The organism is Pantoea sp. JK (assembly GCF_026130245.1).
GTDB lineage: Bacteria > Pseudomonadota > Gammaproteobacteria > Enterobacterales > Enterobacteriaceae > Pantoea > Pantoea trifolii.
The window spans coordinates 279,928-304,469 of the sequence record NZ_JAINFN010000004.1; the positions used below are offsets into that span (position 1 = coordinate 279,928).

The 24,542-nt window shown below is 57.0% G+C and carries 23 protein-coding genes; 5 read left to right on the forward strand and 18 right to left on the reverse strand.

Features of this window, described 5'->3' with window-relative positions:
- Window positions 1-81 precede the first annotated feature (81 nt).
- Entirely contained in the window at window positions 82-1,086 is a 1,005-nt protein-coding gene (locus PanJK_RS11745; RefSeq protein WP_256695757.1) for a phosphotransferase enzyme family protein, read from the reverse strand.
- Between the two features lie 259 nt (window positions 1,087-1,345).
- Between PanJK_RS11745 and eat the strand changes: the two genes are divergently transcribed.
- Window positions 1,346-2,710 carry an ethanolamine permease gene (gene eat / locus PanJK_RS11750; protein WP_061717487.1) on the forward strand — a complete coding sequence of 455 codons (1,365 nt, stop codon included), beginning with the start codon at window positions 1,346-1,348 and terminating at the stop codon, window positions 2,708-2,710.
- Window positions 2,711-2,885: 175 nt separating this feature from the next.
- Here the strand turns inward: eat and mak are convergent, their stop codons facing one another.
- Window positions 2,886-3,797, reverse strand: a complete 912-nt coding sequence (gene mak, locus PanJK_RS11755; RefSeq protein ID WP_265299828.1) for a fructokinase — start codon at window positions 3,795-3,797, stop codon at window positions 2,886-2,888.
- A gap of 145 nt (window positions 3,798-3,942) precedes the next feature.
- Between mak and rdgC the strand changes: the two genes are divergently transcribed.
- Window positions 3,943-4,854, forward strand: coding sequence for a recombination-associated protein RdgC (gene rdgC, locus PanJK_RS11760; protein ID WP_265299830.1), 912 nt, complete (start codon window positions 3,943-3,945; stop codon window positions 4,852-4,854).
- A 153-nt stretch (window positions 4,855-5,007) separates the two neighbouring features.
- Here the strand turns inward: rdgC and ppnP are convergent, their stop codons facing one another.
- The 7 genes from ppnP to aroL form a co-directional block, all read right to left on the reverse strand.
- Window positions 5,008-5,292, reverse strand: a complete 285-nt coding sequence (gene ppnP / locus PanJK_RS11765; RefSeq protein WP_008106067.1) for a pyrimidine/purine nucleoside phosphorylase — start codon at window positions 5,290-5,292, stop codon at window positions 5,008-5,010.
- A gap of 104 nt (window positions 5,293-5,396) precedes the next feature.
- Entirely contained in the window at window positions 5,397-6,074 is a 678-nt protein-coding gene (locus PanJK_RS11770; protein ID WP_265299996.1) for an AroM family protein, read from the reverse strand.
- A gap of 2 nt (window positions 6,075-6,076) precedes the next feature.
- On the reverse strand, window positions 6,077-7,009 hold the full coding sequence (locus PanJK_RS11775; RefSeq protein ID WP_265299833.1) for a DUF1177 domain-containing protein: 933 nt from the start codon (window positions 7,007-7,009) through the stop codon (window positions 6,077-6,079).
- A 15-nt stretch (window positions 7,010-7,024) separates the two neighbouring features.
- Window positions 7,025-8,584, reverse strand: coding sequence for an OPT/YSL family transporter (locus tag PanJK_RS11780; protein WP_265299835.1), 1,560 nt, complete (start codon window positions 8,582-8,584; stop codon window positions 7,025-7,027).
- Between the two features lie 189 nt (window positions 8,585-8,773).
- Entirely contained in the window at window positions 8,774-9,526 is a 753-nt protein-coding gene (locus PanJK_RS11785) for an IclR family transcriptional regulator (protein ID WP_265299838.1), read from the reverse strand.
- A 380-nt stretch (window positions 9,527-9,906) separates the two neighbouring features.
- Window positions 9,907-10,098 carry a YaiA family protein gene (locus PanJK_RS11790; RefSeq protein ID WP_008106056.1) on the reverse strand — a complete coding sequence of 64 codons (192 nt, stop codon included), beginning with the start codon at window positions 10,096-10,098 and terminating at the stop codon, window positions 9,907-9,909.
- A gap of 108 nt (window positions 10,099-10,206) precedes the next feature.
- The gene (gene aroL, locus PanJK_RS11795; RefSeq protein ID WP_256695752.1) at window positions 10,207-10,731 is read right to left on the reverse strand and encodes a shikimate kinase AroL; all 525 of its coding nucleotides are present in this window, start codon (window positions 10,729-10,731) and stop codon (window positions 10,207-10,209) included.
- 283 nt (window positions 10,732-11,014) lie between these two features.
- Here aroL and PanJK_RS11800 point away from each other — a divergent pair, with 283 nt between their 5' ends.
- The gene (locus tag PanJK_RS11800) at window positions 11,015-11,701 is read left to right on the forward strand and encodes a DUF2076 domain-containing protein (protein WP_265299841.1); all 687 of its coding nucleotides are present in this window, start codon (window positions 11,015-11,017) and stop codon (window positions 11,699-11,701) included.
- Here PanJK_RS11800 and PanJK_RS11805 read toward each other — a convergent pair whose 3' ends face one another.
- A complete protein-coding gene (locus tag PanJK_RS11805; RefSeq protein ID WP_176971231.1) occupies window positions 11,702-12,145 on the reverse strand; it encodes a YaiI/YqxD family protein in 444 nt (147 codons plus the stop codon).
- A gap of 147 nt (window positions 12,146-12,292) precedes the next feature.
- Between PanJK_RS11805 and proC the strand changes: the two genes are divergently transcribed.
- Window positions 12,293-13,105 (forward strand): pyrroline-5-carboxylate reductase, encoded by an 813-nt coding sequence (gene proC / locus PanJK_RS11810; RefSeq protein WP_265299844.1) that lies wholly within the window; start codon window positions 12,293-12,295, stop codon window positions 13,103-13,105.
- Between the two features lie 142 nt (window positions 13,106-13,247).
- Here proC and PanJK_RS11815 read toward each other — a convergent pair whose 3' ends face one another.
- The 7 genes from PanJK_RS11815 to PanJK_RS11845 all read right to left on the reverse strand — a co-directional run bounded on the left by PanJK_RS11815 (window position 13,248) and on the right by PanJK_RS11845 (window position 19,765).
- Complete coding sequence (locus PanJK_RS11815; protein WP_265299846.1) at window positions 13,248-14,777, reverse strand: FAD-dependent oxidoreductase; 1,530 nt, start codon at window positions 14,775-14,777, stop codon at window positions 13,248-13,250.
- 125 nt (window positions 14,778-14,902) lie between these two features.
- Complete coding sequence (locus PanJK_RS11820) at window positions 14,903-16,072, reverse strand: N-acetylglucosamine-6-phosphate deacetylase (protein ID WP_265299848.1); 1,170 nt, start codon at window positions 16,070-16,072, stop codon at window positions 14,903-14,905.
- Window positions 16,065-16,838, reverse strand: a complete 774-nt coding sequence (locus PanJK_RS11825) for a glucosamine-6-phosphate deaminase (protein WP_265299850.1) — start codon at window positions 16,836-16,838, stop codon at window positions 16,065-16,067. Before PanJK_RS11825 ends, PanJK_RS11820 begins: the two co-directional genes overlap by 8 nt.
- A gap of 1 nt (window position 16,839) precedes the next feature.
- The gene (locus tag PanJK_RS11830; protein WP_265299852.1) at window positions 16,840-18,363 is read right to left on the reverse strand and encodes a sodium:solute symporter family protein; all 1,524 of its coding nucleotides are present in this window, start codon (window positions 18,361-18,363) and stop codon (window positions 16,840-16,842) included.
- Window positions 18,364-18,649: 286 nt separating this feature from the next.
- Entirely contained in the window at window positions 18,650-18,952 is a 303-nt protein-coding gene (locus PanJK_RS11835; protein ID WP_008106038.1) for a PsiF family protein, read from the reverse strand.
- 102 nt (window positions 18,953-19,054) lie between these two features.
- Window positions 19,055-19,309, reverse strand: coding sequence for an anti-adapter protein IraP (iraP, locus tag PanJK_RS11840; RefSeq protein ID WP_256695747.1), 255 nt, complete (start codon window positions 19,307-19,309; stop codon window positions 19,055-19,057).
- A 312-nt stretch (window positions 19,310-19,621) separates the two neighbouring features.
- Entirely contained in the window at window positions 19,622-19,765 is a 144-nt protein-coding gene (locus tag PanJK_RS11845; protein ID WP_196761357.1) for a hypothetical protein, read from the reverse strand.
- Between the two features lie 253 nt (window positions 19,766-20,018).
- Here PanJK_RS11845 and PanJK_RS11850 point away from each other — a divergent pair, with 253 nt between their 5' ends.
- On the forward strand, window positions 20,019-23,099 hold the full coding sequence (locus PanJK_RS11850) for a beta-galactosidase (protein ID WP_265299856.1): 3,081 nt from the start codon (window positions 20,019-20,021) through the stop codon (window positions 23,097-23,099).
- Here PanJK_RS11850 and PanJK_RS11855 read toward each other — a convergent pair.
- Window positions 23,038-24,342 carry a multidrug efflux MFS transporter gene (locus PanJK_RS11855; RefSeq protein WP_321161851.1) on the reverse strand — a complete coding sequence of 435 codons (1,305 nt, stop codon included), beginning with the start codon at window positions 24,340-24,342 and terminating at the stop codon, window positions 23,038-23,040. The two genes, PanJK_RS11850 and PanJK_RS11855, sit on opposite strands and share 62 nt — an antisense overlap.
- Window positions 24,343-24,542: the final 200 nt, after the last annotated feature.

Consider the following 24,542-nt stretch of genomic DNA (forward strand, 5'->3'; position numbering starts at 1 on the left):
TTGCGGATTTCGTCGTAGGGTCGCCATTCATGGCGACCTCAATTGCGCCGCAACAGCGCAAAGCTGCTCACTGCTGGTGCATCAGACGCCGACCGGCAGCTGATTGGTTTCCAGATAACGTCGGCAGAGACGCACCGAGTGATCGGCCCAGCGCGGCCCGAGACTCAGCGCCATTTCCGTTTCCGCGTGCGATCCCATCCACGCGGTCATCTGAATGCGACGCTGGATCAGCAGCGTTGGCACCAGCGCCATCTCTTCATCGCTGATGTGCGCCACTTTTTCGTAACCGAGGATCCAGTTATCCACCCATTCGGCGGCGCGCGGATGATGCTCAACGAAACTGATCGCCGCCGCCAGATCGTGCAGATACCAGCCGAGCCCGCAGTCATCAAAATCGATCACCCGCGTTTCGCCTTTATGCAGCAGCAGATTGGTCAGACGCAGATCGGCGTGGATCAAACCATAACGATCCGCCCCTTTGCCGAAGCCTTGTAGCTCTTGCCCGACGCGCGCCACCGCTTCGGCGACGATGCCGTGATCGGCCGGATTGAGGTTCGGCGCATCCTGCCAGCGTCCCCAATGGCTTTGATCGCTGACCATGGTGTGGTGATCCCAGATAATGCGCTGGAAACCTGCCGGTTTCTGCCAGCTGCGGCTGTGCTGATGCAGACGCGCGGTGATGTGACCAAGCTGCTGAAACGCTTTGGGATCGACATCGGTGGTGGGCATGTCACCCTCGATCCAGTGGAACAGTACCGCATAACGCTCTGCGCCATTTGTCATCGGCAGCGTCAGCACGGTTGCGCCATCGCTGGCCGGGATCGCCTGCGGCACCATGATGCCGATGTCGCGCAGCGCATCCAGCCACAGCAGCTCGCTCTGAATGTCCGCTTTGCTGTGATAGTGAGGACGATGCAGACGCAGCGCGTAGCGTTTGCCCGCCGCCTGCAACAGGAAGGTGGCATTTTCCGAGCGGCACAGCAGCTTCAGTTCGCCGCGCAGTGCCGCGGGATAACTGGCCAACGCCTGATGCGCCAGCAGGGTGATTTCAGCATCGGTTAAGGTATCGGATTGTTCGGCACTCATTCATCAATCTCCAGCATCAAGCAAGTGGTATCAGCATGGGATGACGTCGTCCTGACTGCTTGACCGCAGACAACCCAAAGTTGACCGCAGCGTGCATCTGGCACTTTTCTTGCCTCGGAGTTGACCGTGGAGGACAAAACTCACTGCGCCCGCGTCAAGTTTTCCCGCGCCAGCCAGCGGCATTATCACTTCACTGTAGCGCAAAGATAAAAAAGCGCGGTGAAGCTGCCGCACCAACAATGACGACGGGGAAAAGACGATGACGAATAAGCTCAAACCCACGCTGGGCACCCTGCATTTGTGGGGCATTGCAGTTGGACTGGTGATTTCTGGTGAATATTTTGGCTGGAGTTACGGCTGGGGCGTGGCGGGCACGCTGGGATTTCTCATCACCACCGCGATGATCGCTACCATGTATACCTGTTTTATTTTCAGCTTCACCGAACTGACCACCGCGATTCCGCATGCCGGCGGCCCATTTGCCTACAGCCGCCGCGCGTTCGGTGAAACCGGCGGCTTGATCGCGGGCCTCGCCACGCTGATTGAGTTCGTATTCGCACCGCCGGCGATTGCCATGGCGATTGGCGCTTACCTCAACGTGCAATATCCCGATCTCAATCCGAAAACCGCCGCAGTCGGCGCCTATATCGTCTTCATGACGCTGAACATTCTCGGCGTTAAATTGGCGGCGATGTTCGAATTGGTGGTCACGGTGCTGGCGGTTCTGGAGCTGCTGGTGTTTATGGGCGTGGTGTCGCCAGGCTTCAGCATCGCCAACTTTGCCGCGAACGGCTGGGCGGGCAGCGACCACTTCGGCATGCCGGCGATGTCGGGCATCTTCGCCGCGATTCCGTTCGCCATTTGGTTCTTCCTGGCGATTGAGGGTGCGGCGATGGCGGCCGAAGAGGCCAAAGATCCGAAGCGCACCATTCCCAAAGCCTACATCACCGGTATTCTGACGTTGGTGGTGCTAGCGATTGGCGTGATGCTGCTGGCCGGTGGCGCTGGCGACTGGCGCAAGCTGTCGGACATCAACGATCCGCTGCCGCAGGCAATGAAGATGATTGTTGGTGAAAACTCCAACTGGATGCACATGCTGGTATGGATTGGTCTGTTTGGGCTGATTGCCAGCTTCCACGGCATTATTCTTGGCTATTCGCGCCAGTTCTTTGCCCTCGCCCGCGCCGGTTATCTGCCACAGAGTTTGGCCAAGCTGTCGCGCTTCCAGACGCCGCACCGCGCGATTATCGCCGGGGGTTTGATTGGTATCGCCGCCATCTACAGCGATGGCTTTATCAATCTGCAAGGCATGACGCTGACCGCCGCGATGATCACCATGGCGGTATTCGGCGCGATTGTGATGTATCTGATGAGTATGCTGAGCCTGTTTAAACTGCGCCGCACTGCGCCAGAGATGGAACGCAGCTTCCGTGCGCCGGGCTACCCAATTGTGCCCGGCATTGCGCTGGTGCTGTCGCTGGTGTGTCTGGTGGCGATGCTGTGGTTTAACCCGGTGATTGGCGGCCTGTTTGTGGCGATTATGGCGGTGGGATATGTCTACTTCCTGGCGACCAAAGCCCAGCGCGATAACGCACCGCAGGATTCGATGTTAGTGGGTGAGTGATGTTAGTGCTGGCTGTCCCCCATCCCGGCCTTCCCCCGTAAACGGGGGAAGGAGACGCTGCCACATGCAGCTTCAGTACTGACATGTGGCAGCATCTTCCTCCCCCATTTATGGGGGAGGACCGAGGAGGGGGACAGCAGGCACCAACCGAGGAGGTGGACAGCGAGCACCGAATCTACCCTTTCACTGGCCACAACCACGCTGCCCCACGCACGCCGCTCGAATCCCCGTGCACCGCCTTTAGCACCGGTGTTTCACACTCGCGGCCAAACACCCACTGCTTCATCAGGGCCGGCACGGTTTGATACAGGCGATCGTTATTACTCATGCCGCCGCCCAGCACAATCACATCGGGATCAAGCAGATTCACCACCTGCGCCAGCGATTTCGCCAGACGCATTTCGTAGCGATTCATCGCCAGCTCCGCCACCGGATCCTGCTGCTCAATCAGCTTGATGATCTCCGCACCTTTCAGCGCTTTACCGCTCAGACGCTTATAATCGATTGCAAAACCGGTACCCGATACAAAGGTCTCAATGCAGCCCTGCAAGCCGCAATAACAGGGCACTTCGGCGCGATGGCGCAGTTCATCTTCGTCCATCCACGGCAGCGGATTGTGGCCCCACTCACCGGCATTGCCGTTACCACCAATGCGCGACTCACCGCCAATCGCTACGCCCGCGCCCGATCCGGTGCCAATTATCACCGCAAACACCAGCGGCTGACCCGCGCCCGCGCCATCTACCGCTTCGGAAACCGCCAGACAATTCGCGTCATTGGCAATGCGCACGTCACGATTCAGCGCCTGCGCTAAATCCTTATCCAGCGGCTGACCGTTCAGCCAGGTGGAGTTGGCGTTTTTCACCCGCTGCGTATAGGGCGAAATCGTGCCGGGGATGCCGATGCCGACCGTGCCCTGCTGCCCGGTTTTCTCCTCTGCCAGCAGCACTAAATCGACAATCGCCTGAACCGTGGCAGCGTAGTCGTCACGCGGCGTGTTAACGCGATGACGGAACAGCTCCTGACCCTGATCAGACAGTGCAATCACTTCAATTTTGGTACCGCCTAAATCAATCCCGATGCGCACGATTTATTCCTCATTATTCGTTCTGGTGACAAATACAGTAGAAGGCTGAATCGGGAAAGGCAATGAAACCCATCCGATGTTTCGCTATCATGCGCGCTGACTTAGAGACTTGTGCGCCCGATCGCACCCACGGTAAGGAATTCCGATGTTGTGGTTTAAAAATATGATGGTTTATCGTCTGAATCGTGACATTCCGCTGTCCGCAGACGATCTGGAAAAGCAGCTCGACGCCTTCACCTTTTCGCCGTGCGGCAGCCAGGATATGGCGAAAACCGGCTGGGTTTCACCGATGGGCAACCGCAGCGACGCGCTGACGCATGAAATCAATGGTCAGATGGTGATTTGCGCGCGCACCGAGCAGAAAATTCTGCCGTCGCCGGTGGTGAAGCAGGCGCTGGAAGCCAAAATCGACAAGCTGGAAGCGGAACAGAGCCGCAAGCTGAAGAAGACTGAGAAAGACTCGCTGAAAGATGAAGTGCTGCACAGCCTGCTGCCGCGCGCGTTTAGCCGTTTCAGCCAGACGTATATGTGGATCGACACCGTTAACAACCTGATCATCGTCGATTGCGCCAGCGCCAAGAAGGCCGAAGATACGCTGGCGCTGCTGCGTAAAAGCCTCGGTTCGCTGCCGGTCGTTCCTTTAACGCTGGAGAATCCGATCGAGCTGACGCTGACCGAATGGGTGCGCTCTGGTGAGCTGCCAGCCGGTTTTGCCTTGATGGATGAAGCCGAACTGAAAGCGATGCTGGAAGATGGCGGCGTGATCCGCTGTAAGAAGCAGGACCTGATTTCTGACGAGATCGCCACGCACATTGAAGCCGGTAAAGTGGTCACCAAACTGGCGCTCGACTGGCAGGAACGCATTCAGTTCGTCATCGCCGATGATGCTTCAGTGAAGCGTTTGAAGTTTAGCGACACGCTGCGTGAGCAGAATGATGACATTGACCGCGATGATTTCGCCCAGCGTTTCGATGCCGATTTCATTCTGATGACCAGCGAACTGGCTGCGTTGATCAGCAATTTAGTAGAAGCGTTAGGCGGCGAAGCGAAGCGTTAATCTCCCTCGAACCTGGTCGTCATGAATGGCGACCCTACGACAGACCTGCGCGGATTTTCGTAGGGTGCGCATTCATGCGCACCTATTACTCAGCAATAAAAAAACCTGCGCTTCACAGAGAGTCGCAGGTTTAAGATGTTCTAAAGGTTGAGTTTAGAGGTAGCGGCACAGATAAGACGAAGGCTCGGCCACCTGCAGATGGAATTCGCTCTGGCCTGGCACGCTGAACACGGCGCCAGCTTCGTACCATTTCCACTCGGTTTCACCCGGCAGCAGCACTTTCAGCGCGCCGCTTACTACCGTCATCTCTTCCGGTTGGTTGGTGCCGAAGGTGTATTCACCTTCGGCCATCACGCCAACGCTGGCACGGCCAATGGTCACGCTGTCGAAACCAATGGATTTCACTTTTCCGTCGAAATACTCACTTGTATTGAGCATATTACTTCCTCACAGCACATTATCGTGACTGGCAGATTACTAAGGAACTCGCTGATCTGTCACGCGAATTAGCGCCACAGATCGCAACTTGTGATCTCTCCGCATTAGACGATCAATTCTGCCGCCAGCTTGGCGACCAGCACGTTCGACAACAGTACCGGAATGCCCAGCATTTTCTGCAGGAAATCACGGTGCTTCTGGTGATAGCCGATGCAATCCAGTACCACCACATCCGCGCCCTGCTCCTGCAGCGACAATCCCGCTTCCACCAAATCGGCCTGCTCCGCCAGATAGGGACTGGCGACGGCAAAGCACGGCGGCGTATCCAGATTGCGCCACTTGTTGGCCTGCTCGGCAATCTGTTCTGCTACCGGCACCACAATGCCAACTTTATGTTGTTGCACAATCGCGCGCACCAGCGGCGGGATGATGCGATCCGGCTCCAGCAGCAAGGCAGATTGCGTTTTCAGCGTGCCAAATTCGCCGGTGCACAGCAGCAGAATGGTGTCGTAGCCCTGCTCTTCCAGCGCGTTGATCTTACGTTGCAGTCCCTGCTCCACTTTTGGTCCCGACAGGCGCACCTGCTCGCCGCTGATCATGCGCGACACCAGCACCGTTTCGCCCGGCGCGGGCGCATACTGCTGCTCGACGTCGGTCAGCGTCAAACCGTCGAGTAAACCGGCATGCGCCACCTGATCGGCAGGCAGATGTTCCAGCAGCAACGGCAGAATGTCGCTGCGCGGTGATTGACCAATCGTCAGTGTGACCAGGGAGATAGTCATCATCAGGCTTTCCGGTTGCGCAGATGGCTGAGACTACCATACAAAGAGAGCAGCAGAGCGTACTCTTGCGCGTCGTAGAAGTGACAGGTTTCACGCCCGAACTCTTTCGCCACTTCCACCGCAAACTTCACCGCTAAGGCGATATCCACTTCGTGGCTCGCGCCGGTGCCGCAGCCCGGCACCACCGATTCGGCGCAGATCGCCACGCCGACCACCGGCACATCCGTCGCGGTGGAAGGCTGCAAAATACTGTTGAGGTGATAAACCCCGTTGCCGTATGGCGTGATGTCCTGCGTGGTGATCGGGAAGGTGACCGCCGGTTTGCCGCTGGTCATCTCCATGATGCGCAGCAGATCTTCTGACACGCGCAGGATGTAACCCTCTTTCACCGTCGGCGACAGCGCGTAGCCTTTGTGATTGAGAATGCGGTTACCTTTGGTGGTATCGATCGACAGAATCGCATCGACGCCCGCAATCACTTCGTTGTCATTCATGGTGATGTCGTCGCACGGCGAATCCATGAAATCGACCGGTTCGTGCGGACGGGTTGGCGCATCCGGGCAGATGTGGGTCGTGATGATCACATCACCGGCCAGCACGTCGCCTTTGGTTTGCATCTGCGCCAGCTTCAGCGCACTGCTCACCGCCGCGACTGCGCCATCGGCGTCTGACACCATCCCGATACGCGTTGGACGCGCACCGATACCGCCAAGACGCCCAATGATGCCAAGCGTTGGTGCGTTGCCGCCGTTGCTTTTGCCCTGCGCGCCGGGAATGTCGATGCGGACGAAATCGGTCCGCCCTTTGGGCCCGCTGACGCGTTTCGTGCTGGCGGTGACGCCCGGATAGCCCGCGAACAGATCAACCACCTGTTGGCCATCAATGTAGGCGCTATCGAGTAACTCAAAGACCTGCAGTGTCTGCTGTAAACTCATAATAAATTCCCTGGATTATTTTTTAGTGCCGCTGGCAAAAAGTGAATGGAAGAAGCTGTAGAGCGCGTCGCCCGCGATAAATCCAGCGGCCATCACCTCCATCGGTGAACGTCCACGCTCGCCCCACACGCGCAGGATGATAATGCGCAGCGCGATGCCCACCATCACCGCCCAACCCGCAGCGGCGTTGTTAATCAATAAACCGGTCGCCAACAGCACGCCAAGCTGACGCTTTGGTCCGCCGATCAGCTGAATGATGGCGCCCGGAATCGCCCACATCAGCAGATTTCCAGCGATACCCGGCTCGGCGCCGGCCTGAATGGTTTTGGCATAGACCCGCGCCACCGGCGGCAACAGATTCTCGGCAAAGAAAATCGTATGCGCGTACCACACCACGGGAATACAGATCACAAAGGCGATCATCGCGGCGATCAGCTGAATGCGGCGACCCCACAGCTCTTGCTGCACATCAGCACCGTTGCCGCGCAGGATAAAACCCGCTTTCAGGTCATAACCCATATCGGCAAACGCCGGACCGGTGGCGGCGGTAAAGCCGCACAGCAGGCACAACGCCAGCGGCGGGAAGCCGAGCAGAATGCCGAGAATCAGGGTGATCAGTGCCACCGCAAAGGCCGGGAACCAGCCGGAGTGCATCGCGGCGATACCAACAATCAGTTCATGCACGAAAGCAGCAAAGGCGGCGTAGAGGATAAACAGCACCAGCATCGGCAGGCCCATCTGGCTCCACAAGCCGCCCGCCAGCGCCAGCAGCGTAGAGATAACGATGTAACCGACGGTGCCGAAACCCAGCGACCGTTTCACTTCGCTGTCGCTACGGCTGACGTTGACCTGATCATTGCGGCGGCTGCGAATCACCTGCACCACCTGAATCAACGCCACCAAACCGGCACCGACCATCACGCCGTGCGGAATATAGAGCGCGTTGATATCGATACCAGCAACCGGTTGCGCGTAAGCACGCAGCAGGAAACCAATACCGAGCATGCTCAGCGCCCAGATATTGCCGATAAACGCGGTACCAAATGCCGACATGGGAATCTTCAGCATCGAACCGACGATGCCGCCAACAATGCCCACCACCAGCAACCATGCCTGACGACCGCCTTTATCACCGGCTTTGATCGCTTCGGCTGCTGCCACACCCGGCGGCCAGGCATTGCTGGCCGGGAAGACGCGCGTATCAAACAGGCGATAGAGTAAATAAGCATCGAGCAGCATCGCCGCGCTGACGCCGACAAACAGCGGCAGCACCAGCTGCGGCTCGCCCAGCGCCCACGGCACCGCGATGGGCATCAACAGGCTGTTGGCGGCACCAAAGGTGGCAGAAGAGATGGCGGTTTGCGCAAGGTTTTGGACTTCAATGGAGCGATAGCGACGAAACCATTGCAGTGGAATACGCGCCAGCAACATGGCAAACAGCGCGCCGATAATAGAGGTATTGGGTGTTACCCCAATAGTGGTAATAAGCTGAACCCCAATGATGGCGCCTGCAACGGACAGCAGAACCAGCATTAAGGCAACGCCAACACTTTTTATTGGATTATTTTGACGCATAAGATCCCCGTATTTTCACCCTGTAGAAAACGCGTTAATTCGCAGCGCCCGACACGCGGGACATCAACGTTTTTATATTAATCGTTCCCTGATTATTGAAATAAGCAGGTCCGAAGACCTGCTATTTCCCTGGTGTGGCGCGAATAAACGCCTTCAAAACTTAAAATAGGGTTTCCTGTTCAGACAGGATTATGCGCCGTACTTTTCGGCCATCAGTGCAGCCGTTGCGCGTAGTTCGCTGAGCAGCATCTCCGGATAACCGGGCGCCGCTTCTTGCGATAAAAACGAGAGACAAAGCGCGGCACTTTCACCGCGATGTTTATTGGTTACCGCAACCGCTAACGAGCTGATGCCTGGCAGCGTCTCATTGCGCGCCAGTGCCCAGCCTTGCTGGCGAATCACAGCTAACTCCTGGCATAAGGCATCCACGCTCAGCGGCGAATTCATCGAAGCCGCCTGCCAGTTGCTGGCAAAACGATCGCCGACTTCTTCATCACTGAGCTGCGCCAGCAGCACGCGTCCGGTCGAGGTGCCGGTTAATGAAACGCGCGTGCCCGGCGGCGTCACCAGTTGGGTGAAGAAACGGCCGTGATACATGCGCATCACCAGCACATCATCGCCATCCAGCACCGAGATATAGCCCATGCAGCCGCTGCTGGCGGCCAGACGCGCCATCGGCGCCGACGCGCTATCCACCAGCGGTGTCGACAGATAGTGACCTGCCACCGACAGCAGCACACGACCAATCTGGAAGCAGCGGCTCTCAGCGTCACGCTCAAGTAAGCCTTCACTTTCCATGGTTGCCAGCAGGCGCGATACCGTACTTTTCGGCAACCCCAACGCATCCACCACCTCGGTAAAGGTTAAGCCGGGATGGCCCTGCGTCACGCCAAATCGCTGAAACAGCTTCAGTACGGCGGAGGCATTTTCGAGTGTGGTCATGGTGTCGGTTTCACTATATGGAACTGAGTTCCTCTATCAATAACCAGAAAATAAAGCGCTACGCTTTTGCGGTCAAGCGCAAATTTTAAGCCGGACGTTTCTGAGAAAATTTAAGGCAGAATAAAATACGGCGTGAAGTGGGAAATAAATGACGTAATCAGGTGAGTTAAATATTCAGCAGGAAAGTGTGTAACTTTTTTGGAATATTGCAGTTTTTCGGCGGAGATTCTTTACCCTAAATAGTTCAAGTCCCCTCATGGGGCCTACTCTTGGTGCAGGAAGGCGGCAAATGTGTGAATCCCCAGGAGCTTACTTAGGTAAGTGACTGGGGTGAACACATGCAGCCAACGCACCTGCAGCTTGGAATATGACGGGTAAAGTTAATCTTTACCGGCGTCCTCATAGCGCTCTTTGGCATCTTGCGCTTCGGCTTCGGTTTTGTGTTCGCTAATTAACGTATCGGGTTTGGGATGGTCAGCACGCAATTCATACCAGGTGACGGTTTGATCCGCCGAACCTTTTTCAACGGCGACAATACGCGCGACGCGCGGATAGGGTGGTTTAGTTGGCATAGTTTTCCCTCTTCTATCAGTTGTCCACAGACAGCGGTGATCCTCTGCCTAACGCTAAGTATAGACAACGGAGGATCGCTGCAAAAAAACAGAGAGAAATCTGAGTGTTTAGCTGGCGCGCGCCAGAGAGAGCGATTGCAGAATGTGCTCAACCACGCGATCGGGCGATTGCATCGCGTTGACTTCATGATGCGCGGTTTGACGATACAGATGGGCACGCTCACGCAGGATATCGCCCATCTCTTCGGCAATCGGGCGGCCGGTTAATGTAGGACGCTGCGCTGCTTCCGGCTGATGTTCCAGACGATCGGCCAGCACTTCCGAGGGCGCATTCAGCCAAATCACCTGACCGTGTTCGCGCATAAAGCGACAATTCACTTCAGCCAGCACCATGCCGCCGCCGGTGGCGATGACCGTATTCGGCGCGGTGACCGCACGCAGCGATTCCGTTTCGCGGGCTCGGAAACTATCCCACCCTTCAGATGCCACAATCTCTGCCACGCTGCGTTGCGTAGTGAGTTGCAGATAGTGATCGGTATCGTTAAAGGCATAGCCCAGCGCTTGCGACAGCGCCTTGCCAACAGTGGTTTTACCGCAACCGCGTGCGCCGATCAGATAGATGGGTAATGACATCCGGGCTCATCCTCCGCCGTAATGTGCCGCGCGGGCAACGTCATCAGGTCAATAATGCGTCGCATAATACCTGGATTTTATTTTATCAGCCACCCGCGAGGCACGATTTACGCGTATTTCAGTCACATCTTAAGCTAGCCGTTTGAAAAGCCAGCGAAAAACAATGCATGAATCGTGCATCGGGCCAAATGTAACAGCGGCCAACATTTCCTTACCAGGCCGCTGATTTACTTTCTTGAGTCGCGCCCTCATATATGAGGCATACCTTAAAGGAGGGTTCCCCATGCAAAGCGAAGAACAACAACTGATTGAAAACCTGTTCAGCCGCCTGAAACAGGCTGAGACGCAAAGCGGCCCGCGTGATGCTGGCGCAGAGCAGTTAATCAAACAGCATTTACAGAATCAGCCCGGCGCGCCTTATTACATGTCGCAGGCGATTCTGATTCAGGAAGCAGCGCTGAAAAAGCTTAATGCGCAGGTTACGGATCTGGAAAATCGTCTGGCGCAGGCGCAGCAGCAACAGGCACCGCAGCAGAGCAGCGGCGGTTTTCTCTCCAGCCTGTTTGGCGGCGGATCGCGCCCGGCAGCGCAACAGCAACCAGCGTGGGGGAATCCGCAGCCGCAACAGCAGTATGCGCCACCACCACAGCAGCAATATGCCGCACCGGCGGCACGCGGCACTGGCTTCCTCGGCGGCGCGTTGCAAACGGCCGTTGGCGTGGCGGGCGGCGTGGTGATGGCGGATATGCTGACCAGCATGTTCCACCATTCACAGCCGGAAGAGATCGTTAACATCATCAACGAACCGGCGTTGCCGCAGGTGGATAACAGCCTCGATACTTTTAACGGCAACGACAGCAACAACGCGTTCCTCAACAACGATAATTCGGGTTGGGATAACAACGTTGCGGATAACAATGATTTCGGCGATTTTGGCGGCGACTACGATGACGATGACAGCTTCGTTTGATCAGCGCTGACGTAACCACTTATCGAGTTCGTTAGCAAACAGTTGGCGGTCGCGTTGGCTTAAGGTCGATGGTCCGCCACTCTGAATCCCGCTGGCGCGCATCGTCTCCATAAAGTCACGCATGGTTAAGCGCTGACGAATGGTATCTGTCGAGTAACGTTCTCCGCGCGGATTCAACGCCGCAGCGCCCTTCTCCAGCACTTCCGCCGCCAGCGGAATATCGCCGGTGATCACCAACTCGCCGGGCTGTACCCGTTTCACAATCTCGTTATCCGCCACGTCGAACCCCGCTGCGACCTGCAGCGTTTTCAGCCACGGCGACGGCGGCACGCGCAGCGGCTGGTTGGCGACAAAGGTCACGGTAATTTTGGTGCGCTCGGCCGCGCGGTACAGCACTTCTTTGATGACATTGGGACAGGCATCCGCATCAACCCAAATCGACATGATGAATCCTTATTAACCGGCAATGAGGCTGATCTTGCCGTGCTGCGGCAGAATCGCAACTGTTTTTGCTGGCCGCCCGCCTTGTTATTAATCCCTGCTGACGTAAGCTTACCCCCACAGAAAATGAACCACTTAGAGGATAAAGCGATGCTGGAGAAGAAAATCGGGTTTGTCGGCTGCGGCAATATGGCGAAAGCCATTATTAGCGGACTGGTTAACAGCGGGCAGATCGCCCCCGCCAATATCTGGGTATTCGACCGCAAGCCGGCCACCAATCAGGCGATGGCGCAGCAATATGGCGTTACCGCCGCAGAGAGTGTGGAAAGTCTGGCGCGCGAAGTGGATATCCTGTTTGGCGCGGTGAAACCCAATGTGATTCTCAAAGTGCTGAAAGATCTTGCCGGCCAGCTGAAGAAAGATGTGCTGGTGGTCTCGATTGCGGCCGGCGTAACGCTGGATTCTCTGGCGTCGGTGCTCGGCCACGATCGCAAAATCATCCGCGTGATGCCCAACACGCCCTCGCTGGTGAACGAAGGCATGACCTCCGTGACGCCAAACGTGCTGGTGGGAGCGCATGAAGTGGATGAAGTGGTGGGCATTTTCGAAAGCTTCGGCAAAGCGGCGGTGGTGAATGAATACCTGATTCACGCGGTGGTCGGCGTCAGCGGCTCAGCGCCAGCGTATGTGTTTATGTTTATCGAAGCGATGGCCGATGCCGCGGTGCTCGGCGGCATGCCGCGTGCGCAGGCGTATCAGTTCGCGGCGCAGGCGGTCAAAGGCTCGGCGCAGATGGTGCTGGAAACCGGCAAGCATCCGGGCGAGCTGAAGGATATGGTGTGCTCGCCAGGCGGCACCACCATTGAAGCGGTGAAAGTGTTGGAAGAGAAAGGCTTCCGCGCGGCGGTGATGAACGCGATGCAGCAATGTATGGCGAAGTCAGAGACGTTGAGTAAGCAGTGATCGGTGCGGCTTGCCCCTCACCCTAACCCTCTCCCGCAAGCGGGAGAGGGAACCAATAGAGCATATGGCAGCATCTCCCACAGGGAGAGGGAATTGATCGTGCGTCTCCCTCTCCCTGTGGGAGAGGGCCGGGGTGAGGGCATCAGGCCGCAGAGTACGCCTCATACAACGCAATACCCTGCGCCAGCGTCATGGGCTGCTGCATCTCCTGCACCAGCGCTGCCGTCAGCGTATACAGCCCGGCAGAACACACCGCCGCAATCATCCCTTCCTGACAATAGAAAGCGATAAACTGCTTATTCTGCAGCGATCCCAGCAGCCGGTAATCATCCCACTCTTCCGCATGCCCCAAATACTCATAACGCGTCCCGTAATGCGCGGTCCAGAAGAACGGCACGCGGTCATACAGAATCTGTTTTCCTAACATATTCAGCGCCGCGATGCGCCCTTGCTGATGCGCCACGCGATAGTGCTCAATACGTTGTGGGCCCTGCACCGACGGATAACTGGCGATATCGCCGGCCACCCAGATGTTATCGGCTACGCGCAGCTGGCTGTCGGTGAGCAAACTGCCATCCTCTTCCAGCGGCAGATCGTGGATGAATGTTGTCGCCGGCACCACGCCTGTACCAAACAGCACCAAACTGGCATCAACTTTTTTGCCACTCTTCAGGCGCACGGCATTCACTTTGCCCTCGCCTTCCAGCGCCACCGGATCGCCTTCGACAAACTTCACGCCGTTACTGCGATGCAGATCGTAAAAATGGCGGCCAATCTCTTCGCCAAACTGTTGAGCAAACGGCAGCGGATGGCGCGCAATCACCGTGACATCAACATCACGATTACGCAGCGATCCCGCCATCTCCATGCCAATAAAGCTGTTGCCGATAATCACCAGCTGCTCAGTTTTATCGACCTCTTTGAGTAGTTCATCGGCCTGATTAAGCGAGCGCAGCAGATGCACGCCGTTGAGATCTTTACCCGGTATATCCAGCGCTTGCGGCACGCTACCGCTGGCAATCAGCAGTTGGTCAAACTTCACCTGCTGGCCGCCTTTGAGGATCAGCGTTTGCTCAAGCGCTTTGAGCTGCTCGACATCGCCTTGAATCCGCTCCACCGTGCCCAGCACATCCTGCTTCAGCAGCTTCGGTACATCTTCAATCGGCATTTTGCCTGACGGCACAAATTTGCTCAGCGCGGTGCGATCGTAAGGCGCAGCCGATTCCCGCTCAATCAGCACGATGTGCCCGCTAAAACCTGCATCGCGTAGCGTCCAGATCGCCGCGCTGCCCGCCGCGCCAGAACCCAGAATCACGCAAACCGGCGTCTCGTCTTGTGCAGAAGGCGCACTGGCGGGTGACATCGCCTGCGGGCTAACCAGCACTTTGCCTTGTTCGATGCGCACCGGATAACGCTTGAGATTGGCCAGCGCCAGCGGCTCGCACATCTGCCCATCCTGCAGCTGAAATACCGCTTTGTGCCACGGACAGATCAGCTTGTCGCCACACACCGCGCCCTGCTCTAACGGCGCACCGGCGTGCGGACATTTGGCCTGAAACGCCTGCACACGCTCATCATCACGAATTAACACCACATCGGTGTCGCCGACGGTAAATTTGGTGGGTTTGCGCTGCGCCAGCGACTTGAGTTCTACGACAGTTTGATAGCTCACGTTAGGCCTCCTTTATTCTGGTTTTTGATGTAAACAGCAAATCCCTACAAAGAGTAAGCCTGGCAAAGCATGGTGATTTGTCCGCAACAACAAAACGCAGCGAGAGGTAAGTCGTTGTTTAATGGCTAAAGATAATCTGCGTTTTCACTCCACACTGCAGCGCCTTGCTTCACACAACTGCGTAATGCCACGCTGCCATCCGGCTGAGCAGCAAGCAGCAACACATCGGCGGGTGCGCCGCAGGCTAAACCTTGCTGCTGCGGCAGATTGAGCTGGCGGGCCGGTCGTATGGAAGCCATCTCGATTGCCTGCGCCAGCGTCGCCAATTGCTGACGCAACAGGAAATTCACGCCATCAAGTAAACCCCGCGCCGATCCCGCCAGCAGTTGCGGTGCATCGGCGATGCTCAGGCGTCCGCTGGCGCTGAGCTGCACGCGGCCACCAATCGCCGTGTCATAGATGCCCGGCGGCTGCCCAGCAAAAGAAGTGACGTCACTGACCAGCAGCGCCTGCTCGCCTTTGGCACGCAGGAACACTTTCAGCACGTCCGCCGGCAGGTGATCGCCATCGGCAATCAAGGTAGCCGTCAGCGCATCTTCAGCCAGCTGCTGCCAGATGTAATTGGGGTGGCGCGGCAGTTGCAGATGCGCGCCGTTGCCGAGATGGGTGGAGAGCGTGGCACCCGCGTCAACCGCCGCATGAATTTGCTGTGGCGTGGCGGAAGTGTGCCCAATGGCGACGCGCACATGCTGCGCCACACAATGCTTGATCAGCGCATCGCTGTGCGGCCATTCCGGTGACAGCGTCAATAGGCGAATATGCTGCTGCGCCGCGTGCTGCCAGCTGTCGAACAGCGCGATATCCGGTGCGCGAATCGCTTCACGCGGATGCGCACCGCGCGGCCCATCTTCAGGCGACAAAAACGGTCCTTCCAGATGAAAACCGGGTACGGCGCGCGCCACGTCAGGATGATGCTGGCAGGCGCTGGCGAGTCGCTGCATCGCCTGCGCAATCTCCTCCGGCATGGCGGTGATCACCGTCGGCAGAAAGCTGGTGACGCCCTGCTGCCACAGCGCGCGCGTGGCGTGCAGCACATCCTCTTCGCTGAAGGGAAAGTGGTTGAAATCGACGCCCTGAAAGCCGTTGACCTGCAGATCGACCAAGCCCGGTGCGAGGATAATCTCCTCTTCCAGCCCGCTTAGCGCGCGCACATCGATGATGATGCCGTGCTCAATCTCCAGCTCAATCGGTTGCAACGTACGGTAATCGCGGCCGCGCAAAATGAGGTTAGTCAAACATCACCTCCGGGCAAGCATCGCTGTCGGTATAGAGCGTGCAGTTGGCATGCTGGCGCAGACACGTCGCCGGACAGGCGCTGGAGATCGCATCCTCAAGCGTTGCCCGCACCGCCGCGCGTTTAGTGGCGCCCGGCACCATGCAGAACAGTCGCGCGCCACTCATTAATGCGGGAATCGTTAGCGTCACGGCATGCGTTGGCACCGCAGCGAAAGTGGCGAAACAGCCATCGTTGACCTGCTGCTGGCGGCAGGCATCATCCAGTGGCACTACTTTCACAGTGAAAGGATCGCTGAAGTCGGCCACCGGCGGATCGTTGAAGGCTAAATGGCCGTTCTCGCCAATACCGAGGCACACCGCATCAATCGGTGCGGCATTAAGTTTTTTAGCGTAATCCGCACAAATTTCTGCAGGATCGCCGCAGGATGGGATCAGATGAACTTCGCCGGGCTGCACCACATTAAAAAGTTTCTGGCGTAAAAAGTGGCTAAAACGCTGCGGCGCATGCGCATCCAGCCCGATGTACTCATCCATATGGAAGGCGTGAATGCGCGACCAGTCGATATCCTTTGCCGCCACCAGCGCGGCGAGAAACTCGTTTTGCGAGGGCGCGGCGGCAAACACCATGCGCACCCCACGCTGTTCACTCAGCCGTTGACGCAGAAACGCAGCCACATCCTGCGCCGCATCCGCACCTAATGCTGCGCGGCTGGCAAAACGTTTGATGCGTAAGCGATCTCGGGTTCCCTGTTGTAGTAGCGTCATGTTATCCCTCCTGAGAGACGTTGCTTTTTTGCGCCCAGCGTTGTGCGGCGGGCGTATCCTGATCCTGATTGAGTGCATTGAGCAGCTGATCCACTTCCGGACGCACCGGCGCGCGGCGCAACCAGCCCATCACCACAAACAGCACCAGCGAGGACATCACCGGCGCAGCCACCACGGTGGCGGTGCTGACATCGGTAAAGACAAATTTCACGCAGAAGAAAGTGCCGACGCCGATCGCCCAACTCACCAGTGCGGCGGCGCTGCCGCTGCGACGAAACGCCGGCAGCAAACCCAGCAGCATGGGAATGGAGATCGGACCGACTAAGCCGCCAAACCAGATGATCAGCAGCGACAGCACGCCGCCGAAGTGGCTGGCGTTCATGGCAATCACTAGCGTGGTGATAATGAAGAGAAAGGCGGTGAGCCGCGCCACCAGCAGCGAGCTTTTACCGCGCTGAAAGCGTTTCGGTAGCATGCCGGGCAGGATATCGCGCGTCACCACGGCAGTAATGGCGTTGGCATCCGAAGAGGTCATCGACAGCGTGTGAGTAAACATCGCCACCAGCACCAAACCGACCAAGCCATTCGGCAGCAGTTCCATCGCCATCATCGAATAGGATCGCGACGGATCGCTAAGATTAGGAAACAGCAACGGCGCCGCCCACATCGGCCAGAACAGAATCAGCGGCCAGATCAGATAGAGCGCGGCAGAGAGGCGCGCCGCTTTGCGCGCATCGCGTCCAGCGGGCGCGGCAATAAAGCGCTGCGCCAGATTCCAGGTGCCGCCGTTGTAGCTCAGCGTGTAGATGACAAAATAAGCGAGAATAAAGCCGATGCTGTACGGCTCCTGAATGATCTGCGTGTGGGTTGACGGCAGCTTCTGCCAGATGGTGAACAGCTCAGCAAAACCGCCGAGATGCACCGCCACGGCGACCACCATCACAATCGCGGCGACAAACTGCACCACGAACTGACCGAAGTCGTTGCAGGCATCGGCCCACAATCCGCCCATCACGGTGTAAAACAAACTCAGCGCGCCGGAAACACAGATGCCAATCAGCGGATCGAGTCCGGTGAAAACGTTAATAATCACCGCAATCGCCGCCCACTTTGCGCCGACGTCAAAGGTTTTCAGCAGCACCCCGCTCCACGCCAGCACCATTTGCGTGGGCAGGTTGTAGCGCGTGGCGAGATATTCCATTGGCGATTCGATGTTCATGTAGATGCGCAAGCGCGCCCAGCGCGGCGCGAACAGGCGAGAACCGATCAACACCGCGATAGCGATGGGAAACGCCCACCAAAAGTAGATGGTGATACCCATGTTGTAGGCCTCCGCCGCATAGGCGACAAACACCGCCGCGCTGTAGCCCGACATATGATGCGACACGCCCGACAGCCACCACGGCATTTTGCCGCCGGCGGCAAAGAAATCACGCGTGCTGCCCACCTTGCGCATCGCCCACAAGGTTATAGCCACAATCATCAGCGCATAAAGCGCCATCACAGCATAATCAAGCACATTCATAGCAGACTCCACGGGTAAAGGCTGCCCAACGAACGGTCCGGCTTCGCGGGGATTAGGCGTTCAGAATAATTAGTCATCGATTAGGACTAAAGCATCCTGGCAGCGTTATCGGCGCAATTTTGTGATGAGGATCCTGATATGAGTTTTTCCTCTGACGTGATAAGTGAAATTGAATACCATTGCGCTGCAGCTTACAGCAATTAAAAAAGGGTTCACGCCAAACATGAACCCTTATTACTTTTCACGCAGATTAGATTTAATAAAACGGAGCTAACCGTTAATTAAATCAGCTTTTCTTCAGGCACGAACTCATAAACGTTTTACGTGCATCGCCGGTGAGCTTTTTATCGCCCGCATCAGCATTACAGGTTTTCATCTTCATTTGTTGCGGCGTCATATTGCCCATTTTGCTGTCTTTTTTCAGACAGTCACTCATAAAGCTTTTACGCGCATCGCCTTTCAGATTTTGTGTACCGGCGCTCTGGTTACACATGGTCATTTTTTCCTGCTGTGCAGTTTTCTCAGCCGCACTTGCTCCGCCTGCAATCAGCAAGCCTGCTGTCATTATTGCCAAAAGACACGATTTCATTACCGGATTCTCCATAGCATTATTGCCACCTAAGCATGGCACGGAATAAGCAAATACGAGAAATCGATAATGACATTCACCTGAAAAAACAGGCGATAGCCGTTAAACGCGGGGATGATGCAGCAACTTCTCTACGTAATTACGCAGCAGGGTGGTATCGGGCGTTTCAGCAGCGGGGGCGACGGGCGGCATGGCTAATTTAATAGCGGCCTCAATGTCGTGAAATTGTTCGGGATTCAGTTTACGCAGCATCGCGGTTAACACGATTTCTAACGCCTCAACCTGTACCACTAATTCTTTAGACTCTTCTTCTTTTTCAGCCAGCTTTAGAAGGAGTTCCGCAATCAGGTTTTTCATGCGACAAGCTCAATGAGAGAAGAAAAACAGACGTTATCATTGCGCTGAATAAAACAACAAGGATTTTTAAGGTTTTTCAGAAAAAAACAGCCAAACGGCAGAATAAAAAAACCGGCTAGATTTCAATATGTAATAGCGAAACGTTTCACCAGGCGTTTAAAGATTTATTGAAACGTTTCGCTTACCTATACCCTAAATAATTCGAGTAGCAGGAAGGCGGCAAGTGCAATCATCCTCAGGAGCTTACTTCAGTAAGTGACTGAAGGTGAATGCACGCAGCCAACGCACCTGCAGCTTGAAGTATGACGGGTATTAACGTGGGCCTTCGAAGCCGCGGCCCGGACCGCCACCACCATGACCGCCGCCCCAACCGCCGCCGCCCGGAGGGGGAAAAATACAACCGCTCAGCGCGGTGACCAGTGCCACAACTGCGGCGATTTTAATAATACGGACCATAATTACCTCGGAATGGTGAAATCGGGCTGAGTGTATGAGGCCGCATCGGGCGCGACAATACAGAATTCTCCGCAACACGGCGCTATTCATCTCTGCTCACCACGCTTAACAATTCACTGGCACTAAAGCGGCAAAAACATCACACAGGCGGTGTCGATTGATGCCAACGCGCTACGCAAAATTGCTGTCGAACGCTTTACAGCCGGTGCAATTTCGCGCAATGTGAGCGCATTACAATAAATGAGACCTCATCATGAGCTTATCTGCTGTATCCCTGAGTGAAATTCTGGCGCGTCGTGACTGGGAAAACCCCGTGATCACCAGCCTTAATCGGCTGGATGCGCATCCGCCGTTTTCCAGCTGGCGCGATGAAACCAGCGCGCGCGACGATCGCCCTTCGCCTTCGCGCCAGTCATTAAATGGCCAATGGACTTTCAGCTACTTCACACAGCCTGAAGCGGTACCGCAAAGCTGGCTGCTGCAGGATCTGCCCGGCGCCGATGCGCTGCCGGTGCCCGCTAACTGGCAGCTGCACGGTTTTGACGCGCCGATTTATACCAACGTGCAGTATCCGATTCCGGTCACGCCGCCTTTGGTGCCGCAAGAGAATCCTACTGGATGTTACTCGCTCACATTCAAAGTTGACGACAACTGGCTGCAACAGGGCCAGACGCGCATTATCTTCGATGGCGTGAATTCGGCCTTCTTCCTGTGGTGTAACGGCCAGTGGATCGGCTATTCGCAGGACAGTCGCCTGCCCGCCGAATTTGATCTCAGCAACGCGCTGCAGCCCGGCCAGAACCGTTTAGCCGTGATGGTGCTGCGCTGGAGCGATGGCAGCTATCTGGAAGATCAGGATATGTGGCGCATGAGCGGCATCTTCCGCGATGTCAGCTTGCTGCACAAACCCGAGACGCAACTGGCCGATGTGCAGATTGAAACCGCACTGAGCCCGGAATACCTGCGCGGCGATCTGCGCGTTAGCGTCAAAATCCATGCTGGCGATCGTCAGCCCGCACAATGCCGCTTGCGCGTCAGCCTGTGGCGCGGCGACAGCTGCCTTGGCGAGCAGGAACAGGTGCCCGGCAGCGACATCATCGACGAGCGCGGACATTATCCTGAACGCGCCCTGCTGATCTTGCCGGTCAACCAGCCGCTGCAGTGGAGCGCCGAAACGCCACATCTCTATCGCGCGGTGGTGACGCTGCTGGATGAAAATGGCAAGGTGCTCGAAGCCGAAGCGTATGACGTTGGTTTCCGCCGCGTCAGCATTGAAAAAGGGCAACTGTGCCTGAACGGCAAGCCGCTGCTGATTCGCGGTGTGAACCGCCATGAACATCACCCGGAAAACGGTCAGGTGGTGGATGAAGCCAGCATGCGCCGCGATATCGAGCTGATGAAGCGCCACAACTTCAACGCCGTGCGTTGCGCGCACTACCCTAATCATCCGCTGTGGTATCGCCTGTGCGATCAATACGGTTTGTATGTAGTGGATGAAGCTAATATCGAAACGCACGGCATGCAGCCGATGAACCGTCTCTCCAACGACCCGCGCTGGTTCGCCGCCTACAGCGAGCGCGTCACGCGCATGGTGCAGCGCGATCGCAATCATGCCTGCATCATTATCTGGTCATTGGGCAACGAATCCGGTCACGGCAGCACCCATGATGCGCTCTATCAATGGGTGAAAAGCAGCGATCCAACGCGTCCGGTGCAGTACGAAGGCGGCGGCGCCAACACGGCCGCCACCGATATCGTCTGCCCGATGTACGCGCGCGTCGATCAGGATCAGCCTTTCCCGGCGGTACCCAAGTGGTCGCTGAAAAAGTGGATTGGTCTGCCGGGCGAAACGCGTCCACTGATCCTGTGCGAATACGCGCACGCGATGGGCAACAGCTTTGGCGGTTTCGCAAAATACTGGCAGGCGTTCCGCCAGTTCCCGCGCTTGCAGGGCGGCTTCGTCTGGGATTGGGTCGATCAAAGCCTGACGCGCTACGACGACAACGGCGAAGCCTGGCAAGCCTACGGCGGGGATTTTGGCGATACGCCGAACGATCGCCAGTTCTGCATGAATGGGCTGGTTTTTGCCGACCGCTCACCCCATCCGGCGCTGTTTGAAGCCCAGCGCGCGCAGCAGTTCTTCCAGTTCCAGCGTGACGCTAACCAGCCGTATCGCTTTACCGTCAGCAGCGAATATCTGTTCCGCCGCAGCGATAACGAGGTACTGCGCTGGTCGATTGAGCAGGATGGCGTTGCCATCGCCAGCGGAGAACTGCCGCTCGAACTCGCCGCACAAGGCAGCCAGACGTTTACGCTGCCGACCAGTGACGATTTGCAGGGCAACGCATGGCTGAATCTCGCGGTGCATCAGGTCAACGCCACGCCGTGGTCCGAAGCGGATGCGCGCGTTGCCTGGGATCAGTGGCCGCTGCCCGCTGCGCTGCCGGTGCGCGTTGTAGAGAACGGTGCTACCGCGCCGGAACTGATCGCCAATCACGATCTGGTGGCGGTGGTGCTGCCGCAGCAGCGCTGGCACTTCTCGCGCCGCAGCGGCGAGATGGTGCAATGGTTTGTCGATGATGAAGAAACGCTGCTGACGCCATTGCAGGAGTGCTTTATTCGTGCACCGATTGATAATGACATCGGCACCAGCGAAGCCGCGAATGTTGATCCTAATGCGTGGGTCGAGCGCTGGAAACGTGCGGGTTACGATGAGTTGCAAGCGGTGTTGGTGGATATGCAGGTCGATAGCCTGAAACACAGCGTGCTGATTGAAACCTGGCATCAGTGGCACGCCAACGGCCAACTGGCTTTTACCAGTCACAAACGCTATCAAATCAGCGCGAACGGTGAGTTGTCCATCAGCGTCAATGTGGAACAGGCCGCCGGTCTGCCGCCGCCGGCACGCATCGGGCTGCGCGGCCAACTGGTCAAGTCACCGCAGCAGGTGAGCTGGCTTGGTTTGGGCCCGCACGAGAACTATCCGGATCGCCAGCTGGCGGCGCAGTTCTCACGCTGGCAGCTGCCGCTGGCGGCACTCAGCACCGCGTATGTGTTCCCCGGTGAGAATGGCTTGCGCTGCGGCACGCGTCAGTTACAGAGCAATAGCTTGCAGGTCAGCGGCGACTTCGCCTTCTCGCTCAGTCGCTACAGCCTTGAACAGCTGCGTGAAACCTCGCATCGCCACTTATTGCAGCCAGAAGAGGGTTGCTGGCTGCACCTCGACGGCTTCCACATGGGCGTCGGCGGTGACGATTCATGGAGTCCAAGCGTTAGCCCGGAGTTTTTGCTTTCTCAGCAGCGCTGGCACTACGCGCTGATGTTGCGTCAGTAGGTTTTTCCACACTTTCACGCTGGCTCAAAGGGGGAGTCAGCGTGGTTTTCGGGCGACGATAGAAGCGGCGCAGGAAGATCACGTTGACCAACACCACCATCGCCGTGGCGAAGAACACCCAGCGATAGCCGGTTGCCGCCGATACCGCCGCGCCCAGCAGCGGACCCGCCACATTCCCCAGATACATAAACGATTGGTTGTAGCCGAAAATACGCCCGGTGACGTTATCGCGTGAATGCCGTACCAGCAGCGTTTGCACCGCCGGCATCATCGCGCCATCGGCAAATCCCAGCAGGAAACGCAGCACGCCCAACTGCGTCGCGCTGGTGACAAACGACATTGCCACCAGCAGCAGCAACGACACAATCATAGTGGCGATCAGAATGCGCTGCGTACCAATGCGATCGCCGAGTTTACCCAGCCGTGGCGCGGAGATCAGCGCCGATACGCCCGGCAGCGCGGCAATCACCCCGCTGAGAAACGCGATGTTCTGCGCATTGGGTGCCAGCTCGCGCACAAACAGCGTCAGGATCGGATTCACCGAGCCGTTGCACATCTGAATCACCATGGTGGTGAAGAACAGGCAGATCATTAAGCGCGGATTGTCGAGGCTGCGAAACACTTCGCGCCCGCTCAGCTTGTCCTGCTTGCTGACCGGCGTATAACCGGTCTCTTTTATCAGAAACAAGGTGACGAGAAAGCTCACCATCAGCAGCACGGCGGTGACGATAAACACCATGCGTAAACCGAGCCAGTCCGCCAGCAAACCGCCAATCATCGGCCCGAGGATCACGCCGCTGATCTGCCCGGTGGAGACACAACTCAGCGCCCAGCCGCTACGTTCGCGCGGTACCTGCGCCGCCACCAGCGCCATCGCATTGGGAATATAACCGGAAGTAAGGCCCATCAGCGCGCGCAGCAGCAACAGTTGCCACGCCTGAGTGACAAACGCCTGCAGCAGAATCACCGCGCCCATGCCGAACGAGGCGCGCAGCAGCATCAGCTTGCGCCCTTTACGGTCGGCCAAGCTGCCCCACAACGGCGCGACGGCGGCAGAGACAATGAAGGTGACGCTGAAGGTGAGTCCAGACCAGACGCTGAGCGCGTTATCGCCACGAATCCCGAGCTCTTCAACGTACAGCGGCAGGAAGGGAATGATCTGACTGATGGCGAGGCCGGTAAAAAAGCAGCCAAACCAGACGGATATCAGATTAACTTTCCAGGACTCGATGGAGCGTAACATGGGCGTGGGCATCAGAAGAATGAAACGAGGGTTCAGTCTAACAATCTCATAACATTACCGGACGGCAAAACATGGCATGGGCGAAAAAACGCAGTTTTACACTGTCGAGCGTGATTCTGCTCACAGCAAATCATGCCTGAGGGCCGTTTTTTAGTGTCTTAATGTGCTGAAACAATGCTTGCCGCAAGATAAGCGCATCG

Coding starts and splice junctions, on each gene's coding strand:
- PanJK_RS11745 (WP_256695757.1), bottom strand. CDS start 1,086: ATGAGTGCCGAACAATCCGATACCTTAACCGATGCTGAAATCACCCTG.
- eat (WP_061717487.1), top strand. CDS start 1,346: ATGACGAATAAGCTCAAACCCACGCTGGGCACCCTGCATTTGTGGGGC.
- rdgC (WP_265299830.1), top strand. CDS start 3,943: ATGTTGTGGTTTAAAAATATGATGGTTTATCGTCTGAATCGTGACATT.
- ppnP (WP_008106067.1), bottom strand. CDS start 5,292: ATGCTCAATACAAGTGAGTATTTCGACGGAAAAGTGAAATCCATTGGT.
- PanJK_RS11770 (WP_265299996.1), bottom strand. CDS start 6,074: ATGACTATCTCCCTGGTCACACTGACGATTGGTCAATCACCGCGCAGC.
- PanJK_RS11775 (WP_265299833.1), bottom strand. CDS start 7,009: ATGAGTTTACAGCAGACACTGCAGGTCTTTGAGTTACTCGATAGCGCC.
- PanJK_RS11780 (WP_265299835.1), bottom strand. CDS start 8,584: ATGCGTCAAAATAATCCAATAAAAAGTGTTGGCGTTGCCTTAATGCTG.
- PanJK_RS11785 (WP_265299838.1), bottom strand. CDS start 9,526: ATGACCACACTCGAAAATGCCTCCGCCGTACTGAAGCTGTTTCAGCGA.
- PanJK_RS11790 (WP_008106056.1), bottom strand. CDS start 10,098: ATGCCAACTAAACCACCCTATCCGCGCGTCGCGCGTATTGTCGCCGTT.
- aroL (WP_256695752.1), bottom strand. CDS start 10,731: ATGTCATTACCCATCTATCTGATCGGCGCACGCGGTTGCGGTAAAACC.
- PanJK_RS11800 (WP_265299841.1), top strand. CDS start 11,015: ATGCAAAGCGAAGAACAACAACTGATTGAAAACCTGTTCAGCCGCCTG.
- PanJK_RS11805 (WP_176971231.1), bottom strand. CDS start 12,145: ATGTCGATTTGGGTTGATGCGGATGCCTGTCCCAATGTCATCAAAGAA.
- proC (WP_265299844.1), top strand. CDS start 12,293: ATGCTGGAGAAGAAAATCGGGTTTGTCGGCTGCGGCAATATGGCGAAA.
- PanJK_RS11825 (WP_265299850.1), bottom strand. CDS start 16,838: ATGACGCTACTACAACAGGGAACCCGAGATCGCTTACGCATCAAACGT.
- PanJK_RS11830 (WP_265299852.1), bottom strand. CDS start 18,363: ATGAATGTGCTTGATTATGCTGTGATGGCGCTTTATGCGCTGATGATT.
- PanJK_RS11835 (WP_008106038.1), bottom strand. CDS start 18,952: ATGAAATCGTGTCTTTTGGCAATAATGACAGCAGGCTTGCTGATTGCA.
- iraP (WP_256695747.1), bottom strand. CDS start 19,309: ATGAAAAACCTGATTGCGGAACTCCTTCTAAAGCTGGCTGAAAAAGAA.
- PanJK_RS11845 (WP_196761357.1), bottom strand. CDS start 19,765: ATGGTCCGTATTATTAAAATCGCCGCAGTTGTGGCACTGGTCACCGCG.
- PanJK_RS11850 (WP_265299856.1), top strand. CDS start 20,019: ATGAGCTTATCTGCTGTATCCCTGAGTGAAATTCTGGCGCGTCGTGAC.
- PanJK_RS11855 (WP_321161851.1), bottom strand. CDS start 24,342: ATGTTACGCTCCATCGAGTCCTGGAAAGTTAATCTGATATCCGTCTGG.